Source organism: Saccharothrix xinjiangensis, from assembly GCF_039527585.1.
Classification (GTDB): Bacteria; Actinomycetota; Actinomycetes; order Mycobacteriales; family Pseudonocardiaceae; genus Actinosynnema; species Actinosynnema xinjiangensis.
Window position 1 is genome coordinate 115,916 of record NZ_BAAAKE010000010.1, and the last position, 15,214, is coordinate 131,129.

Below are 15,214 nucleotides of genomic sequence, written 5' to 3' on the forward strand. Positions count from 1 at the left end.
ACCCGAAGGGACACCGGGACTGATGACCGCCAGCGCCGCTCCATCGATGCCACCCGAACCCGTGCCCGACGCCGTCGTGCTCGTGTCGAACAATGGTGCCACGACCGATGGACCCGAACCCGTACCCGTCGCCGCGCACGGCGACGACGAGGCGCGGATGTTGTGGAGGGAGGGATTGCCTTCCGATGCCGTGATCCTCGCCCCGTCGGTCGCCGCCACGCCGATGCGGCAGCCGGAGGACACCTGGGCGATGCTGATGCTGGCGGCGGACGTGCTGGACGACACCGACCCCGACCGGGAAGGCGAAGTCGTCCTGTTCGCCGGGTGTTGGCTGTCCGAACAGCCATCGGCGGCGCTGCGTGAAGGCGATCTCGTCCTCGTCCTGACCACACCCGACGACGGGCCGTTCCCGGATGACCGGGTCGACGTGGAGATGCTGCTCGCCCACCACAGCCGGTGGCTCCGGGTCGGTGAGTGGGAGAACCTGGACCCGCGTTGGCCGTGGACCGTCGCGGTGACCGCCGCCGCGATCATGGGCTTGCACACCGAGGCGACGGGGGCAGATCCGTCCCCGGTGGATGTGCCGTCCGGCCGGCCGCTGCAGGGCTGGGGCGGCAACGGCGGCATCGTGGACCTGCTCGCCGCCGGTCTGGTCCGGGCGGGCGAGGAGTTCACTTGGAACCGCCCGGGTCGCGGTGCCCGCCACACCGCCCGCATCCACTCCAACGGCACCCTGGTCCTGGCCGACGGACGCGCCTACGCCAATCCCTCCGGTGCCGTGGTCGCACTCGGCGGCAGGCACCAGAACGGCTGGAAGGTGTGGAAACGGACCTCGGATGGCCATGCCCTCGGTGATCTGCGCGCCCGATTGCGGACGCGCCGCGGACTGACGCTGGAACCGCGACGGCGATGACCACCTCTTCGGCCTCGGACCGCCCGCTTCCTTCGCGCGGGCGGTCCGACCGATCCGCCCGGGGCGTCGTCATGGACGACTCCCACCTGTGACGGAGACGAAGGCCGGGCGGGTCGCTCCGGCGTAGTCGTCGCCGGAGTAGCGGTGGTTGTCGATCTGCACGGGTTGTCCGAAGGTCGGGGCGTTGATCATGAGTCCGGCGCCGAGGTAGAGGCCGACGTGGTGGATGTTGTCGGGTGTGCCGTAGAAGACGAGGTCGCCGGGCAGCAGTGGCTGCCCGGCCGGGACGCGTGGGCCGGCGTCGAACTGGGTCTGGGCGGTGCGGGGCAGGGTGACTCCGGCGGCGGCGTAGGCGGCTTTGGTCAGGCCGGAGCAGTCGAAGCCCGCGTGTCCGCTGTCGGGTCCGTTGCCGCCCCACACGTAGGGCAGGCCGCGTTGCCCGCAGGCGTAGTTGATTGCCGTGAGGGCGACGGCGTTGGGTGCTTGGATGGCGTTGCAGTCGCCGTTGCCGACGCTGGTCACGGCGGCTTCGGCGTACTTGGCGGCCTGGTCGAGGACCAGGTCGACGTACCAGTCGGCGTTGTTGTAGGCGTAGATCGCCGCCCGCAGGTCGCCTTGGCGGACGCCTTCATCGCAGAGCAGGAAGGCGGCGGCGTGGATGGCGTCGTGGGGGTTGTACCGCGAGGGCGGGGTGGCGCCGCCCGGCGGGATGCGGTGTGCGGCGAGGACGCCGTGGAAGGTCGGGGTGAGGAATTGCATGGGTCCGGCGGCTCCGGCGGAGTTCTCGCCGTCGTGGACGCCGGGTGCCTGGAGTCGGCCGTGGTCGGACTCGATTTTGCCGATGGCGGCGAGCACGGTCCAGTCCAGGCCGGGGCAGTGGGGCGCGGCGGCGAGGTAGAGCCGGCAGTAGTCGGGCGGGATGTCGGCGACCGGTGCGGCGCAGTCGACGGTGGTGTTCGACGAAGGGCCGAACAGCGCGTCGACCATGGCCTGGGCGAGCAGCATGGGGATGAGCAGCACAGCGGCAACGACACCTGTGGTGATCTTGGCGAGCACGGGTTCACCCCGTTTCCGGTTGGTCTGATCCGCGGGGCGCGGTCGTGGGCGGCATCGGCGAGGGTGGCGAGATCGTGGGGTGGGGTGAATCCGGCCCGTGGATGTCGTCACCGCCGGTGGTGACCGGTGGCGGGACGTGCGGCCAGGCGTCGGGCAGGTCGGGCAGCGTCCGCCGTCGAGCCCCGCCGGCCTGAGTGTCGAGGGGGAGCCAGATCTCGTCGGCGGGGCTGGGGTGGGTGTGGTCGGGGTTGAGCAGTTCTGCTGTGGCGGTGGCGACCGGCACTGTGCGCGGGTCGTCCAGTTCGCGCCAGGTCCGCTGGAGCAGCCGGCGGGCGGTGGCTTCGCGACGCGAGGTGGGCAGCCATACCAGCAGCGGCGTGGTGATGCCGGTGGCCTGGGCCAGCGCGGCGTAGCCGGTCAGTTTCCCGGCGAGTTTGGCCAGGGCCTCGGTGCCGAAGTCGTACTCGAGGAACCACTCGACCTGGCGGCTGCCGTTGCGCCAGCGGCCGTAGCCGTCGGGGCGGATCAGGTCGCCGAAGTGGCGGGCGCAGCGGGTCTCCGACCACCACGCCGTCAGCGCGACCTGCTCGCCGGGTGCGGGGTGGTGGGCGCGGGCGATCAGGGCGGTGAACCACTCGTTGACCCCGATGGTGTGGGCCAGGCGCAGGCTGTGGGCGATGCCGAAGACCCGGTCGTGCCGGTAGCCGAGGTCCTTGACGTCCAGGCCGTCCTCGGCGGCGAGCACGGCCGCCCCGGCGGGTGCCAGGACGTAGTGCATGGGGGCGGTGCCGACGGTGACGAAGGGTTGGAAGCGGTCGATGACGCCCCAGGTGTAGAGCTCGCGCAGCCGTTGGCGCCCGGACCGGAACGACGGGAAGGCCAGGGCGGTGATCTGGTGGGCGGTGAGCACCCGGTGCTCCCAGAGCATCCGGGCGATCCACTTGTCGCGCGGGGTCAGCCGCCACGCCAGGACGGCCTGGTGTTCGGCGGTGTTGGCCGCACGCGGGGTGGGTCGGGTGGGCTTGTGGCCGCGCAGGGCGCGTTGGCGGGTGGGGTTGGTGATCATGGTGGGCGCCTCCGGGTGGGCAGGCCCGAGCCGCCTGGGCGCGAGGCGTGCCGAGGCGGAGTGGGCGGGTGGAACGGCGGGAAGAAGTGGGTCAGGCGTGGCGGCGGGGGTCGGTGCTGCGTGGGCGCACGACGGGCTCGATCCGCTCCGCGGGGCGCGAGGAGTCCGACGGGTCGCGAGAAGGCCGGACGCGGACGGGTTGGGAGCTGTCGCCGGTGGTGGTCTCGGTCGGGCGAGTGCGGGCAGTGCGGCGGGCTATGGCGCGGATTTCCCGGGCACGTCCGGGCACGGCTGGCGGCAGCGGTTGGGTGCGCATGGTGAAGGGCTGGGCTTGTTCGCCGTGCAGGACGAGGCGGGCGGCGGCGTGGTAGGCGCCGAGGTGGGCGAGGTCGTGGTCGGACAGCCTGGGTGCGGTGTGGCGGGCCAGTTCGTGGGCGTCTTCGGGGGAGGCGTTGAAGAAGATTTTGGAGCGGGCGTTGGTGGACAGGCCTTCGCGCAGTTCGCGGGGGAGTTGGCCGAGGTGCTGGTGGGCCAGGGTCATGGCCAGGCGGAATCCTCTGGCTTCGGCGAGCATGTCCTCGATCGGGTAGGGCAGGTTGAGGAAGTTGTGGCACTCGTCGATGACGAGACTGGCGTCGTGCCGTTGGCGTTGCGGGGTGCGGGCGCGGGCGGTGGTGGCCTGCCAGGTGCGGGCGACGACCAGCGATCCGACCAGCCTGGTCGTCTCCTCGCCGAGTGAGCCCTTGGGGATGCGGACCAGGCAGATGCCACCGTCGAGGACCCGGCTCATGTCGACGGTGGAGGGGCCGGCGGCGATGGCGTCGCGGACGAACGGGCGCAGCAGGAACGCCCGGAGCTTGTTCATCAGCGGGCTGATGGCCTGCGAACGCGAGGAGTCGGTCAGTTCCTCGTACCAGGTCCAGAAGCCTCGCAGCACGGGGTCGGTGACCCCGGCGGTGACGCGGGCGCGGAACGCGGTGTCGGCGAGCAGTTTGGGCAGGTCGGCGAGGGTGGCGACGCCGTCCTGGGTGCGTAGGGTGAGGCAGGCGGCGCGCATGACGTCGTCGGTGCGCGGTCCCCAGAACGCCGAGTAGACCCGCCGGAACACCGAGACGAGGTTGTCCACGGTCAGGTCGGTCTCGCCGCCGTCGAGCGGGTTGAGGCACGGCGGGCGGGTCTTGCTGTCGGCGTCGAAGAGCACGACCCGGTCGGCGGCCGAGCGGGGCAGGCGGGAGAGCACGTCGGTGACCAGGTCGCCTTTGGGGTCGATCAGGACGATGCCGCGTCCGGCCTCGGCGTCGGCCAGGATCATGTTCCCGAGCAGGGTGGACTTGCCCGAGCCGGTGGCGCCGATGACGTGCAGGTGGTGGCGGGCGTCGGGCACGCGCAGTGCGACGGGACGCGGGTGGCCGGTGTCGGTGACCCCGAGCGGTTTGGCTTCCGGGCCGGGTGTGGCGATTCCGGGTGGGGGTGCGATGGCGCGGGCTCCGGCGCGCTGGACACCGGGGACGGCCTCGTCGACCGGCAGGTGCGCGATCGCCGCCAGCTCGGGCACTGACAACAGGTCGCCGCGGCCGAGGCGGCGGGAGTTGATGACACGGTCCGGGTGGTGCAGGCGGCGGCGGGTGTAGTGGTTGTGCTCGGTGTAGGAGGCGAACGAGGCGGCCAGGGCGTGGGCCCGGCCGCGGGCGGTCTCCCGGGCCCGCCGGACCTCGTCCTGGTCGGTGTCGGTGGGCAGCAGGGTGGCTACGGCGTAGCGCACGACGGTCTCGAACTGGCTGCCGCGCTGCTTGCCGACGATGGCGCGGTTCTGCGCCGCGAACTCCAGGCTGGTCTGCGGGTCGCTGTGCAGGGACCCGGTCCTCGTTCGCGACGTCGCCGGACCCTTCGGTCGGGACGGGCCCGGGGTGACCGCGTCCAGCAGGCGACTGATCAGCCGGGTCGAGCCACCGGTGTGCACACGGCGTGCCGCTCGGCGCGCGCGTTGCACTCGGCGACCGGTGACCGGGCGCGCCAGCACCTGGACGCAGGCGTACTCGTCGCGGCCGAGTCCGACCGGGGCTCCGAGCAGGGCGCGGAGGGGGTCGGCGTCGAAGCCGCTGCGCAGGGGCAACGCTTCGGGGCGGGCCAGCCGCAGCTCACCGCCGACCACCAGCCGCCGCTGTCCCTCACCCGGCACTGGCAGGGGTGGCTCCGCGGGGCCGACGCGGGTGTGGGCGCCGGGCCAGGCCGCCTCCACGGCGCGTTCGACCAGGCCGGGCGGGATGACGCCGGGCACCCACAGCCGGATCGCGACCCCGCTCTCGGAGAAGGTGTACTCGTAGGCGACGTGTGGTTGGCCGCTGAACGCCCGCCGCCATCCCGGTCGCAACAGGCCCACCAGGTTGGACCACAGCGCCGCGCCGCCCGCGGGATCGACCTGGGGTGGCGCGAGCACGGTGATGTGGCGGGCGTCGGCGAGCAGGAGCCGGTGGCAGCGCCGGGCCCACTGACGGCGGCCGATCACGGTCAGTGTGACGAGCACGGTGAGGACCGGAGTCACGATCGGGCCCCACTCCAGCGCGAGGTCATGCAGCCGGTCCACCAGCGCCGGCAGCGCTCGGCCCGGATCGTGCAGGTAGTCCTCCAGCCATCCCGTCAGCAACGGGGTCGAGGACGGCACGGTGGCGTTGGAGTCTGATGGCTGCGGCAGGGCAGCCGCTGTGCGCCCAAGCATGGTGAAGTCCTCCGCAGGTTGAGGTGCGGGGTGGGTCAGGTGGCGGAGCTGTCGCCGTCTGAGCCCAGGTCGACGAAGGCGGCGTCGGCTTGGTTCTCCGGATCGGTGGTGTCGGTGTAGGTGGCGAGTTCGGCCGGGTCGCTGGTGACCAGCTGGTGTTCGGTGGGGGAGGCGATGGCGTGGAACGCCACTCGCTGCGTGCCCGCCGACAGCAGGCCCTGCCCGCGGTCGGCGGAGAGCAGGAATTGCCGTTCTCCGGCGGACAGGTCGAAGGTGCGGGTGATTTCGTCGATGGCCTGGGAGGCCTGGCGCAGCAGGATTTGGGTGGCGGCGTTGGCCACGACGGCCTTGCCGAGGTCGCTGCCGAGGACGTCGGCGGTGTCCTGGGTGGCGACGGTCAGTCCGGCCCAGTGCTTGCGGGAGGCCTTGGCCATGCGGAACAGGAACTCCGCCCCGGAGGGCTGTTTCATCAGCAGCCACGCCTCGTCGACCACGACCAGGCGCGGGCGGCGCATCGCGGGGTTGGACACCCGCCGCCACACCGCGTCCAGCGTGAGCAGGGTGCCGATGCCTTTCAGCTCGTCGGGCAGGTCGCGCAGGCTGAACACCACGAGGTGACCCTCGGGGGTGACGCTGCTGGGCCCGTCGAACAGCTGCCCGAAGGCGCCGTCGACGAACGGGTGCAGTCTCGCCGCCAGCTTGCCCGCAGTGTGGTCTCCGGTCTGCCCGGCGTCCGCGAGCCGGTCCCGCAAGACCCGCAGGGTCGGCGATGGACGGGTCCAGGTGCGCGGGTCGGCGGTGATGCCTACCGACTGGTAGGTGGCGGCGATCGCCCGGTCCAGCGCAGCCCGTTCGTCCGCCGTCGGCTCGCCGCCCAGCAGCACGGCCAGGACGGTGTGCAGAAACAGCGACCGGCGCACGAGCGCGTCCTTCGGGGCGGTGCGGTGTCCGTCGGCGCGGGTGTGGACGGGCAGGTCGAACGGGTTGAGCCGGACACCGGGCGCGCCGAGGTGGACGTAGGTGCCGCCCACCGCGGCGGCCAGGCGGGCGTACTCGTCCTCGGGATCGACCACGGCGATCTCGACGCCCCGGTACAGCGACCGCAGCAGTTCCAGCTTGACCAGGTAGGACTTGCCGGCGCCGGAGCGGCCGAGGATCACGGCGTTGTGGTTGTGCATGCCTTCGCCGAACCGGTCCCAGTGCACCAGTCCCTGGGAGCCGATGTTGTAGCCGTAGAGCACTCCGGCCGGCGCGGCCACGGAGGTGGGGTCGGGTGCGGGTAGGTCGGGGCTGGTGAACGGGAACGCCGCGGCCAACGCGGAGGTGTCGAAGGTGCGGCGCATGCCGATCAGGTCCAGGCCCATCGGCAGGGTGGACACCCACCCCTGCAACGACCGGTAGGTGGTGTGCTTGGCGTCGAGCAGCAGCGAGGCGCACAGTGCCCGCAGCGCGGCCACCTCGTCGGCGAGGTCGTTCTCGGAGGTGGCGTGGACGGTGAGGTACAGCCCGACGCGGAACAGCTTGCCCTCGCCTCGGGCGACGCGGTGGGACAGGTCGTAGGCGTCTTCGGTGGCGGCCTCGACGTGCGGGTCGAACAGGCGGCCGTGTTCGGCGGTGTGCCGCCGCCCGGCCTCCAGCCTCGCCAACTGCTTCTTCAACCGGGTGGCGGCGGTGGTCGGGTCGATCGGCTCCACGTGCAGCGAGACGTCCAGGCGTCCGGGGTAGGTCAGCAGCGGCGCGAGCCAGCCGGGGTGTACCTCGCGGGGGAAGCCGACCATCACGAACGACGAGACCCATTCGCCGCCGACCTCCAGGTGCCGGGCGGCGACCGACAGGGCGTCGGGAGTGAAGGCGGCGGCCGTCGAGGACGCTGTCGGGCTGGCCGGGCGGCGGTGGCGCCGTGCGCGGGAGGCCATCAGGACCACTGCCTTTCGTCGAAGTCGTCCTCGGTCGGGTCCGCGGTGGTGGTGATGACGTCGTCCGCGCCGGCCAGTCCCGCCGAGGGAGGCAGCAGGCTGTCGGGGTTGCACGCCGAGGCGAGCACGGCGGTGGCCTGTCCGGCGTCGAGCGGGGTGACCGTGATGCCGGCCGGGGACAGCAGTTCGATCGCCTCACCGAGGCGGCGCACCAGTCGCGACTCCGCCGCCCGCCGGGCTCCGGCGTCGACGTGTTCGCCGGCCTGTCTGCGACGTGCGCCGGCCAGTGAGGTGAGCACCGTCAGCGGACCGGGTCCGCCCAGGCCGTCGGTCGGGGCTGCGGTGCCGAGCGGTTCGCGCAGCACGAGCAGGACCTGGCGCCGCAACAGATTGGACTGCCGGCCGAGCTGGTCCAGGTAGTCGGCGTGCTCGTTCGCGGCGGCCTCCAGCGCGGGGTGCGGCAGCCCGCCCGCGCGTTCGCGCAGCTCGGCGATCGGGGCGGACAGGTCCAGGTGTTCGGTGCGCACGAGCACCTGCACCGGGGCGGTCAGCGAGTGCAGGTAGCGGCCGAACGAGGCGACCAGCGACTCCTGCTCGGCCGGGGTGCGCAGCGCGAAGTTCACCGTGCCGGCGACCGCCACGACGGTCAGTCCGTCGGCGCCCAGGTCGATGACCCCGGTGTCGGTGACGGCCTCGGCCGGCAGCCGCAACGCCGACGGCGCGACCTGCTCGGAACGCGCCGATCCGTTTCTGCCCGGCGTGTCTGCGGCGGTCTCGTGGGCAGCGGTGGCGAGCCAGGTCGGGACCGGGCGCACGCCTTCGGGTGCGGTGACGCGGTGGCGTGGGGCCAGGCGTTGGCCGATCGCGGCGAGCAGCAGCCTGTCCATCGGGACGCCGTCGCGTCGGCCGAGGGCGAGCATCGCCGAGGCCGCGCCGAGCGGGACGGCGAGCACGGCGAACACCGGCAGCGGCACCAGCGTGCGGGTGGCCGCCCACAGCAGGTAGAGCACCGCCCCGGCGGCGGCGAGGATCGCCAGCTGGCGTGCGGTCAGCGGTCCGAGGACGCGGTCGTGCAGGTCGACGTCGGCCGGGATGCGGACGGGGTGACTCATCGGTGCTCACCCGCCTGCCGCACGGACCGTGCGCGAGGAGCAACAGGTGCACCGCCGAGTGGTGTCGGTGCCGCATCGGGCGGGGACGGTGGTCGGAACAGCACGGGCGCGGGTGTGTGGGTCCTGGCGCGGCGGCCGTGCGCGCCGGGCTGAGACGGCGCGGCGGATCGGAACACCGGCACCTGAACCGGACTGCCCGCCCTGACCGGGGAAGCCGGAACCTCCTCGGTGGGCGGCCGGAACCTGAGCTCCGGCGGCACGGGCGCGGTGCGCATCGGCGTCGCAGGACCCGCAGGGGTGTGGCAAGGTCGGGCGTCCTGTCCCGCCGCACGGAACACCGGTGCCGCGGCGATGCCCAGCGGGTGTGCTGCAGGAACCGACGGCTCACCGGTGGCGGGGGAAGCGGCGTGGAACTCCGCCGCGGTCGTGCTGCCCGCCGGGTTCCAGTGCGCGAGGTCGTGCGTGGGCGTCTGGGGTGTGGGCTGGAGGAACCGCAGATGCTGCCGGCCGGACACGGTGCGCCGTCGCGCGAACTCCTGGGCGCGTTGGGCGGTGAGGCGACGCCCGATCGCCTCGGGGCCGAACACGCCGTTGACGCCGCCCCACTCCCTCACCGGCGCGGGCCACCCAGGGTCCCGCCCACGAGAGGCCCCGGCACCGTGGCGCGCACCGCCCGCCGTGGACGCGGCGCGGGCACCTCTGGTTCGGCCGCCGAGCAGGCCCATCGTCTTGCCGACCACGAACGCGTGCGCCAGGCCGCCGACGAACGATCGGCGTCCGCCACCGATGCCGATCTGCCGCATCACCCAGCCGGGGATCTTCACCAGGATCCACACCAGGGCGATCAGCACGACGAGGTTGACCAGCCCGTCGGGTGTCGGGGCGCCGAAGAAGTGGAAGCCGCCGGGTTGCAGGAACACCTTCACCGCGCAGATCAACGCCAGGCTCTGCCCGACCTGGATGCCCAACACCCCGGCCCCGGCGCGCCAGAACCAGTACGCCAGGCCCTCGGTCTGCGGCAGGCCGTGCCACATCACCGCCAACGGCGCCCCGGCCAGCAGGATCACCGTGAGCGCGACCCGCACCACGTAGCCGACCAACAGCGCGACCAAAAGAACGGTGAGCACCACCGACAACACCCCGGCGAACAACCCGCCCGACACCAGCGAACCCGCCACCAGACCGACGAACAACTCCGTTACCGCCTGCCCGGAGGACTGCGGATCCAACCCGTCGCCGAGCACCGCCAGTGACGCGGCGTTGGCCAGACCGATGGCGTGCCCGGCGACCACCAGACTGAGATTGGCGGCCAGGAACCCCACCACGACCCGCGGCGCGATCTCACGGACCGAGTAGCGGACCTGCACGCTCTCGTGCCCCATCAGCACGACGCCGGCCAGCACCACCAGCAGCGAGTAGACCGCCACCGCGACCAGCCGCGACTGCTCCCAGATCTCCCCGACCCGGGGCAGGTCGGCCGGTGTCGGCGTGGACAGCAGGGTGCCGCCCAGCCACCCCAACAACGTGTTCAGCGACTCGCCGACCAACAGGTGCAGGAACCCGGCGATGCCCTCCCCGATGCACGCGCCCGGGTTGAGAATCCCGCACTCGGCGTCCGCGGGAGGCACCGGCACGGCGCCCGTCGGGGAAACGGGCTGTGGCGAGGTCGGGGTCGGTCGTGGCAGACACCCGAGTGGGGGAGGTTGTTCGGGCTGCGGGGCAAGGCACGGGTTCGACGGCGCCGAAGGCGACAGTGTTCTCGTCGGGCCCGGTGGGCAAGGCACGGGGTACGGCCCTGGTCCGGCACAGGGATCCGTCGGCTGGGCAGGACGCGGCGAGGCCGGCTGCGCGGACGCGGACACCACCAGAACGCAAGCCAACGAGACGACCACACCGGCGAGCACCACCCACACGGCGCGGTGACGCCGACGCAACACCTGCCGCGTCGTGTCGCCGCGGCCGGTCGACGACGTCGCGACCTGCACGCCGGTCGCAGCTTCGGCCGGCGGTGGCCGGTGAGAACGCGGGATGGATGAGATGGGCATGGCTAGGCCCCCACGATCCCTTTGAGCACGCTGACCACCAGCGGCGCGAGCGCGGCCAGGCCGTAGCCGATCCCGGCCGACTTGAACGCCTGCTTGGCCTTCTCCTGCTCACCCGGGTCGCCGCTGCCGAACACCCGACGCACCCCGCCGATGGTCAGGAACACCGTCGCCAACCCGGCCAGGATCCCCATCAACCAGTTGCGCATGTTGGTCAGGACCTCGTCCACGCTGCCCGCCACCGCGAGCACCACGGTCTCCGCGTGCGCGGTCACCCCGGACACGAACAACGCCGGCACCAGCAGCGCGACGAGCACCAGCGCACGACGGGGCGTGCGTCCGCGAACCACCGCACAGGTCGGACGAGCCATGGTGTTGTAGCTGCGCGCACCGGGATCGGAACTGGTGGTCGGCCGGGCTTGTGAGGCGTTCCCGCGCAGGCCCGGTGCCCGACCGCGGACGGTCCGCCGATCGAGGGGGATGCGGTGGTGGCGAAGACGGGTAAGAGGTCGGGTCAGGCGCATCGCGACGCTCCCGGAGTCGGGCCCGACGACCGCTGTGGCGACTGCCGCGGCGGTGCGGGGGAAGAGGTGGTGGGCGCGGTGGCGGTCGACTGCCTCCCGCGTCCGTGAACTCCGGAAAACGCGCCCCGGGGGGACACGCGCTCTTCGGATTTCCGTGGCGCGCGCTTCCGCAATGACGTTACTGTGCGTGAGGACCGGGTGGCGGTGGTCGCGTGTTCGGCGGCTGCCGTGATGGCGATCGAGTCGGCGACCCGGGTCGCCAGGTCGCGTTCGCCCGCACCGGTGTGCGCGGTGTCCGTGGTGTCGTTGCGCAGGTAGGCGAGCAGTCGGTGCTCGGCGCGTCGGCGCGCCTTCTTCACCGCTTGATACGACATGTCCCGCGTCGTCGCGGCGGCGGTCAGCGGCACGCCTTCCAGACGGGTGGAGCCGATGAGCTCGGCCTCTGATGAGGTGATGGCGCCTTCGGCGACGGCGCGGGCCAGGACGAAGTCGGGATGGCCCGACGGGCACGGCGGCACGATCGAGCGGAACCCGTGGCTGAACGGCACCGGCGCGTCCAACGCCTCGCGCACGCACGCGTGCCCGGCGCGGTAGGCGGCCCACCGCAGCCGCAGCATGATGCGCGGCCGACGCAGGTCGACCTGGCCGAGTTCGGCGACGAACCCGGCCAGGACCGCGGCGTGGATGTCGCTGGGATCCCCGGCGAAGCGCGCCGAGAGCGTGGCGGAGATGGAAATCAGCGCGGGCAGCGCGACACCGACCGCACCGACGGTCCAGGCACCGCCCTCGGCGCGGGCGAGCAGCACCAGGTGCGCCCACACCGCGTCCCGCAACGCCTGGGGGCAGTGGCGGCGCAGCAGCCGGTCGCGCACCTCGTCCAGCGGCACCCGCCGCGCCGGCAGACCGGGGAACAACCGACCGTCGACGCCCACCGGGCGAGGGCCGGCGACCAGCCACTCGAACGCCGAGCGCGCGGCGTCCAACGGCATGTCGTCACGCTCGAAACGCGAGCGCGGAACGGCATCATGCAAACTCATGAAATGACTCCCGGAGCGAGTCGGAACCAATGACTCGACCAGGACGCCACAGAGGGTGGTACCAAACGCTGACCAAACTGGTACAGAACTAGTACCGCAGAGGTGCCGATGATCTCCCCGGAAACCTTCGAGGCCATCGGAAGGTCCGATCAGGCAGCGGTCATGATCCACAAAACAATGATTTCAAGATCCACTCGGATCATACTGTGGCAGCGCCCCAACTGCTCTTACGGTGTAGCGGTACTAGTTCGGTACCAGTCTGGTAATAGCTCTGTGCGGGGGTTGACCGTGTGTCGCTTCCGAGGTTCGAGGCGGCGGCGGATCCATCTGGGAAAAACTGCGAAGGTTCTTCCGGCGGCGAGGCCTCTTGCTGGGCATGCGTCAACGCGCACGACTCTCCGACGCTTCTGGCACGGGCGTGAAAAAGTCGGGAAGTGACCGGCTTCGTGTCCCCGGCAGGTCTGTATTTCGGAGTTTACGGGTGACATCAGCGCCTCACGTCGATAGGCGCGCCAGCTGCTGCGAAGGGGACACCCGTGGCCCGACCCGACCATCCCGACCGCCGTCCTTCCCGACGACACGCCGATGCCGACCACCCCACCGCGGCCCGGCCCGGTGGACGGCGGAGCGGGGACCGGCGCCCCTGGCCGACCGCCCCGACCACCACCCGCGTCAGCCCCGGCAAGCCCACCGCGGGCGCCGCCCACCCGCGGTCACGCGGCTCGTCCTCGACGCCCACTCCCGCCACCGTCTGGACCGCGGGCTCCCACCCGATCGACCTCGACGCCACCTGGCCCACGGCGCTGGTGGAACGGATCGTCACCTCGTTCAGCCGGCCCGCCGCGCAGGTCGTCCTGTTGACCTGGCCGACCCCGGGCGGGGACCGACCGACGGCCGCTTCGGCGGGACTCGACGGCATCCTCGCCCACCCGTCCGGGACCGGGACGGACACCGGATTGACCCATGCCGTGCACGCCGTCGAACGCCTCGACAGGGCGGCGCGCGTGGAACACGTACCGGTCGAGACGCCCGCGACCGACCCGGTCCGTCGTCCTGCCGACAGCGACCTCGCCGCGGACTCCGACCCGGCCCACGCATCCGGTCCGACGGTGCCGGCGTGCGTCGTCGAGCCGGGCTCGCACCACCAGCGTTCGACGTCTTCCGGCGGTGCGGATCTGGTCGTCGCCAACCTGCGCCCGCAGCACTCCGGCACTCGCGGCGCGGACCTGGCCGCGCTGTCCGCGGCCCGCCTGCTGCGGGTCGGCGGCATCCTCGTCGTGCTCACGCACTGTGACTGGACGGCGGGGGAGTTGACCGATCCGACCGGCGCGGTGGTGACCGCCGGGCAGAACGCCGACCTGCTCTACCTCCAGCACATCGTCGCCGTCCACGCCCCCGTCCGCGACGGCCGCTTCCACCTCGCCGACCTACACCCGAACACCGAGGACGCGCAGGACTACGCGCGGCACCGCGCACCGGTGCGCGGACTGCCCGCGCCGCATCGGCGCATCCACTCCGATGTCCTGGTCTTCGCCCAGCCGCACGACCACCAACCGCCGCCCTCGGCGCGAGTGGACGGGCCTTCCCGGGATGGAGATCTCCGATGAGCGCCCCGCGCACTGCCCGGCGCATCCAGCCCGGACCACACCGCCAGGAGGGCATCCCCGTGACCCACGACCACACCAACCGACCGGCCGGCGGCACCGCCGCCGACGTCCTCGCGCACACCTTCTCCGACACCACGGACGCGACCGGTGGCGAGCAGACCCTGCACATCCCGCGCGCCCTGATCACCGCACTCGACACCCCGACCGCCCCTGCGGACGGCCCGGTGGACACGACGTCGGGCGGCCTGCGCGAGGACCGGTCCGAGTCGCCCGCGGTCTCGGTGTGGACCACCGCGCAGGCGTCCCCGGCCACCCAGCGCAAGAACACCTACGTCCCGGAGTCGACCGCGCACCCGGCCAAAATGCTGCCCGAGGTCGTCCGGCACGCCGTCGCCCACTACACCGAGCCGGGCGAGTTGGTGCTCGACCCGATGTGCGGCATCGGCACCACCCTCGTCGAAGCCGTCCGACTCGGACGCCGCGCGGTGGGCGTGGAGTACGAGCCGCACTGGGTCGACGTCGCCCGCGCGAACCTCGACCTCGCCACGGCGCAGGGCGTCGACCACGACGCGCGGGTCTTCCACGGCGACGCCCGCCAACTGCTCACCCTGCTCCCGCCCGAGTACGTCGGGCAGGCGGCGCTGGTCGTGACCTCCCCGCCCTACGGACCCTCCACACACGGACAGGTCGCGGTCGCGCCCGGTGCCGGGGTGCAGAAGTACCACCACCTCTACGGCAACACCCTCGACCGCGGCAACCTCGCCAACATCGGCCACCACCGCCTGCTGGCCGGCTTCACCCGCATCCTCGCCGCCCTGCGCACCTTCCTCAAGCCGGGCGGGCACGTCGTCATCACCATCCGCCCCTGGCGCGAGCACGCCGAGCTGATCGACCTGCCCTCCCAGATCCTGGCCTGCGGATGCACCGCCGGACTCGTCCCGGTCGAACGCGACGTCGCCCTGCTCGCCCGCGCCGCCGACACCGACCTGGTCACCCGCGGCTCGTTCTTCCAACGCGACTTCATCCGCAAACAACGCGAAGCCGGACTACCGCTGCACCTGATCGCCCACGAGGACGTCCTCGTCTTCCGCACCGCCCTGCACAAGACCACAGGCGGGTCCTCGGCGAGCGTGACCGACCTCGGGCAGTTCCGTTCGACACGGTCCGCCGACCACCTCGATGACGGTCCCGCGCGGCGAGGCCGGGCGGCATGACCGGGCACCGT

At 72.4% G+C, this 15,214-nt stretch carries 11 protein-coding genes; 3 read left to right on the forward strand and 8 right to left on the reverse strand.

The window, feature by feature from the left end:
• The first annotated feature begins 22 nt into the window (after positions 1-22).
• Positions 23-913 (forward strand): restriction system modified-DNA reader domain-containing protein, encoded by an 891-nt coding sequence (locus ABD223_RS21950; protein ID WP_344038236.1) that lies wholly within the window; start codon positions 23-25, stop codon positions 911-913.
• Between the two features lie 69 nt (positions 914-982).
• Here ABD223_RS21950 and ABD223_RS21955 read toward each other — a convergent pair whose 3' ends face one another.
• The 8 genes from ABD223_RS21955 to ABD223_RS21990 all read right to left on the reverse strand — a co-directional run bounded on the left by ABD223_RS21955 (position 983) and on the right by ABD223_RS21990 (position 12,412).
• Positions 983-1,918, reverse strand: coding sequence for a C40 family peptidase (locus tag ABD223_RS21955; RefSeq protein ID WP_380648784.1), 936 nt, complete (start codon positions 1,916-1,918; stop codon positions 983-985).
• 55 nt (positions 1,919-1,973) lie between these two features.
• Positions 1,974-3,035 carry a replication-relaxation family protein gene (locus tag ABD223_RS21960; protein ID WP_344038238.1) on the reverse strand — a complete coding sequence of 354 codons (1,062 nt, stop codon included), beginning with the start codon at positions 3,033-3,035 and terminating at the stop codon, positions 1,974-1,976.
• A gap of 91 nt (positions 3,036-3,126) precedes the next feature.
• A complete protein-coding gene (locus tag ABD223_RS21965) occupies positions 3,127-5,751 on the reverse strand; it encodes a type IV secretory system conjugative DNA transfer family protein (RefSeq protein ID WP_344038239.1) in 2,625 nt (874 codons plus the stop codon).
• 35 nt (positions 5,752-5,786) lie between these two features.
• A complete protein-coding gene (locus tag ABD223_RS21970; RefSeq protein WP_344038240.1) occupies positions 5,787-7,667 on the reverse strand; it encodes a VirB4 family type IV secretion system protein in 1,881 nt (626 codons plus the stop codon).
• Positions 7,667-8,779, reverse strand: a complete 1,113-nt coding sequence (locus tag ABD223_RS21975; RefSeq protein ID WP_344038241.1) for a PrgI family protein — start codon at positions 8,777-8,779, stop codon at positions 7,667-7,669. The genes ABD223_RS21970 and ABD223_RS21975 overlap by 1 nt, the downstream gene beginning before the upstream one ends.
• A complete protein-coding gene (locus ABD223_RS21980) occupies positions 8,776-10,413 on the reverse strand; it encodes a TrbL/VirB6 family protein (protein WP_344038242.1) in 1,638 nt (545 codons plus the stop codon). Before ABD223_RS21980 ends, ABD223_RS21975 begins: the two co-directional genes overlap by 4 nt.
• A 413-nt stretch (positions 10,414-10,826) precedes the next feature.
• The gene (locus ABD223_RS21985) at positions 10,827-11,192 is read right to left on the reverse strand and encodes a pilin (protein WP_380648766.1); all 366 of its coding nucleotides are present in this window, start codon (positions 11,190-11,192) and stop codon (positions 10,827-10,829) included.
• 143 nt (positions 11,193-11,335) lie between these two features.
• Positions 11,336-12,412: a hypothetical protein gene (locus ABD223_RS21990; RefSeq protein ID WP_344038243.1), complete on the reverse strand. Its 1,077-nt coding sequence runs from the start codon at positions 12,410-12,412 to the stop codon at positions 11,336-11,338.
• 506 nt (positions 12,413-12,918) lie between these two features.
• Here ABD223_RS21990 and ABD223_RS21995 point away from each other — a divergent pair.
• Together ABD223_RS21995 and ABD223_RS22000 are read left to right on the forward strand one after the other, a co-directional pair.
• On the forward strand, positions 12,919-13,989 hold the full coding sequence (locus ABD223_RS21995) for a hypothetical protein (RefSeq protein ID WP_344038244.1): 1,071 nt from the start codon (positions 12,919-12,921) through the stop codon (positions 13,987-13,989).
• Positions 13,986-15,203: a TRM11 family SAM-dependent methyltransferase gene (locus ABD223_RS22000; RefSeq protein ID WP_344038245.1), complete on the forward strand. Its 1,218-nt coding sequence runs from the start codon at positions 13,986-13,988 to the stop codon at positions 15,201-15,203. The genes ABD223_RS21995 and ABD223_RS22000 overlap by 4 nt, the downstream gene beginning before the upstream one ends.
• Positions 15,204-15,214: the final 11 nt, after the last annotated feature.

Excerpts from the sequence above, each read along its gene's own strand:
- ABD223_RS21970 (WP_344038240.1), bottom strand. The coding sequence starts at position 7,667 with ATGGCCTCCCGCGCACGGCGCCACCGCCGCCCGGCCAGCCCGACAGCG.
- ABD223_RS21950 (WP_344038236.1), top strand. The coding sequence starts at position 23 with ATGACCGCCAGCGCCGCTCCATCGATGCCACCCGAACCCGTGCCCGAC.
- ABD223_RS22000 (WP_344038245.1), top strand. The coding sequence starts at position 13,986 with ATGAGCGCCCCGCGCACTGCCCGGCGCATCCAGCCCGGACCACACCGC.
- ABD223_RS21985 (WP_380648766.1), bottom strand. The coding sequence starts at position 11,192 with ATGGCTCGTCCGACCTGTGCGGTGGTTCGCGGACGCACGCCCCGTCGT.
- ABD223_RS21965 (WP_344038239.1), bottom strand. The coding sequence starts at position 5,751 with ATGCTTGGGCGCACAGCGGCTGCCCTGCCGCAGCCATCAGACTCCAAC.
- ABD223_RS21975 (WP_344038241.1), bottom strand. The coding sequence starts at position 8,779 with ATGAGTCACCCCGTCCGCATCCCGGCCGACGTCGACCTGCACGACCGC.
- ABD223_RS21955 (WP_380648784.1), bottom strand. The coding sequence starts at position 1,918 with ATGCTGCTCGCCCAGGCCATGGTCGACGCGCTGTTCGGCCCTTCGTCG.
- ABD223_RS21960 (WP_344038238.1), bottom strand. The coding sequence starts at position 3,035 with ATGATCACCAACCCCACCCGCCAACGCGCCCTGCGCGGCCACAAGCCC.